Here is a 2,481-nt window from a genome sequence, read left to right on the forward strand (position 1 = left end):
ATATAAGTAACTGGAAAAATATAGATAAAGGAAATTAGGTGTATAACACATGAGAATGGATAAAAGTAAATTTATAAAAATTGCTACTTCAATAGGCGTATCATCTTTTTTATTAACGGGCTGTGGCGATTATGAAGAAGATACTGCTCAACAAGAAAGTACTGCTGTTAAAACAGATGGTGGAAAACAAGGTAATGAACAAGAAACATTAAATTGTGACGATAAAACTCCTACTAATGAAAATGTAGAAAATGATGAGTTATGTAAGGAAATGAATCCGTCATTTTCATCGTATAATGAAAATTCACATTTACCAATACTTCCATTCGTAGCAGGATATTTACTAGCAAGCAGAACTACAAATATGAATTATACAGTAAAACCGAATATAATGAAGAAACCATATGCAAATAATATTATTCCATATCGTGAAAAAGACCAAAGTAGAACTGGTGGCAGCGGTGGTGGAGGGTACTACGGCGGAACTAACAGTAACAACAATAATTCTTCCAATAAAGTAGATTTAAATAAACAACAGCCGAGTACATCAAATAAAGTGACGCCAGATACAAATACGCCGAAATCATCTACGACTCAAACTCCGAAAGTGAATTCTGGTTCCAGTGGAATTGGGAATGCAAAAGCGCCGGCCGGATCATAACACGAAAGGATAAAAGGATCATGTATACAGAACAAGAGCAGAAAGAGTATATGAAAGTATGGTTTTCACTTGCAGAAGAGGCTGGTCGGAATGGATTTACATGGCCGAGTCTTTTAGAGAAGGAAGAATGGAATCAATATATGGCAACGGGTATGTATCGTATGCCAGTAAAAACTTATACTGCTATTTCAAAAGCAGCAGAGGAAATTATGTATGTGTTATATAGAACGTATCAATATATTGTCAATACGACAGAAGATTTTCAAAAACTAGGATTTCCAGCTGAAACGTGGGAAATTGTGAGAATGAAACATATTGGTTTGTTTTCATATTTTACAAGGTTTGACTTTATCGTAAATGGTGAAGATATTAAATTAATAGAAGTAAATTGTGATACACCAACAGGTTATTTAGAGCCGTCTGTCGCAAATGAAGTGTTATGTCGTTATCATGATGTAAATCACCCAAATCATATAGAAGAGCATATTGTTCAGGCATGGGAACAAATTAAACATGACTATAATATAGGTCCTGAAGAGAAGATATATTTTACTAGTTATGATTGGCACGATGAAGACCATCAAACGGTTCAATTTTTAAGAAGCTATTGCTTAGATCAATTAACCGACTATATAGGTATACAAGATATCGTCGTTGCAGATGATGGTATATATACGCCAAATGGTGAACGAATCTATTATTTATATAGACTATATCCAATTGAATATTTAGTTTCAGATACTGATAAAAATGGGAAAAGAATTGGACTTCAGTTTTTAGATCATATAGCGCAAGGAAGAGTCAAAATCATTAATCCACCTGCTGCTTTTCTTATGCAAAATAAAAGTGTACTCGCATTAATTTGGCAACTTTACGAAGAGGAAGTTTTCTTTGGGGAAGAGGAGCGAGGAATCATTCAGAACTACTTCTTACCGACATATTTTACAAATAAAACGTTTATAGAAAGAAATGAATCATATGTTTCTAAACCTTTATACGGTCGTGAAGGCGGAGGGGTATCTATTTACGAAAATGAAGAACTATTAGCTGAGGATAAAACAGAGTATTACTTTGAACAGCGGAAAATATATCAGCAATACATAGAAATGCCTGATTATACAATTGATACATGGGATGGTCCGTATACTGGTAAACTATTAATTGGTTCACACTGCATTAGCGGAAGAGCCGCAGGGTTATTTTTACGAGTAGGTGAGAAAATAACGGGCAACTTATCGATGTTTACAGGGGTTACAATTGAAGGATAAATGAAACAAAGAGCTTATCATTTTTGATGAGCTCTTTGTTTATATAGCGTTTTTATTGCTGTGATGTAACGCTTTCATTTTTCTTCATTTCAAAGATTTTGTTTCCATCTTCATCTACAATTTTAATAAAGTCTCTAAGTTTTAGTGCACCAATATACATGACTGGGTTTTCATCTTTTCCTTTACTTTTCTCGATATGCAAGACGATAACAGATTTGTCTTTTTCATCCTTCACTTCTTTTACTGTAATTTTATCATTTTTGTACTTCGTTCCAAATGCTAAATATATCATTCTTTTATCTTCGCTAATACTATCATTTGAGTAATGTACCATAGTTGGATCTTCTTGTGCTTTTTCATATAAATTTGATGGGCCAAATCCAATTTCATTATATCTGGATTTTTCTATTACCCAATAATCTTCATATTCATTTTGAAAAGAAACACATGCGCTTAAGAAGACGAGTCCAAATAGTAGAACAGAGAATAAAGCCTTTTTCATTTGTTCACCTGCTTTTGTTATTTCAAATCAATACACCATAATGTAACTAA

General features: G+C 33.2%; 3 protein-coding genes. 2 read left to right on the top strand and 1 reads right to left on the bottom strand.

Going from position 1 to position 2,481, the window contains the following annotated elements; translation table 11 throughout:
- The first annotated feature begins 49 nt into the window (after positions 1 to 49).
- Positions 50 to 661, top strand: a complete 612-nt coding sequence (locus KI369_RS27665; protein ID WP_212958821.1) for a hypothetical protein — start codon at positions 50 to 52, stop codon at positions 659 to 661.
- A 20-nt stretch (positions 662 to 681) separates the two neighbouring features.
- Complete coding sequence (locus tag KI369_RS27670; RefSeq protein ID WP_212958823.1) at positions 682 to 1,929, top strand: glutathionylspermidine synthase family protein; 1,248 nt, start codon at positions 682 to 684, stop codon at positions 1,927 to 1,929.
- A gap of 52 nt (positions 1,930 to 1,981) precedes the next feature.
- Here the strand turns inward: KI369_RS27670 and KI369_RS27675 are convergent, their stop codons facing one another.
- A complete protein-coding gene (locus KI369_RS27675) occupies positions 1,982 to 2,431 on the bottom strand; it encodes a hypothetical protein (protein ID WP_212958825.1) in 450 nt (149 codons plus the stop codon).
- Positions 2,432 to 2,481: the final 50 nt, after the last annotated feature.

This window comes from Bacillus sanguinis, from assembly GCF_018332475.1.
Taxonomy (GTDB): Bacteria; Bacillota; Bacilli; order Bacillales; family Bacillaceae_G; genus Bacillus_A; species Bacillus_A sanguinis.

Bases quoted from the DNA above. Each gene is read 5' to 3' on its own strand.
- KI369_RS27665 (WP_212958821.1), top strand. From the start codon at position 50: ATGAGAATGGATAAAAGTAAATTTATAAAAATTGCTACTTCAATAGGC.
- KI369_RS27670 (WP_212958823.1), top strand. From the start codon at position 682: ATGTATACAGAACAAGAGCAGAAAGAGTATATGAAAGTATGGTTTTCA.
- KI369_RS27675 (WP_212958825.1), bottom strand. From the start codon at position 2,431: ATGAAAAAGGCTTTATTCTCTGTTCTACTATTTGGACTCGTCTTCTTA.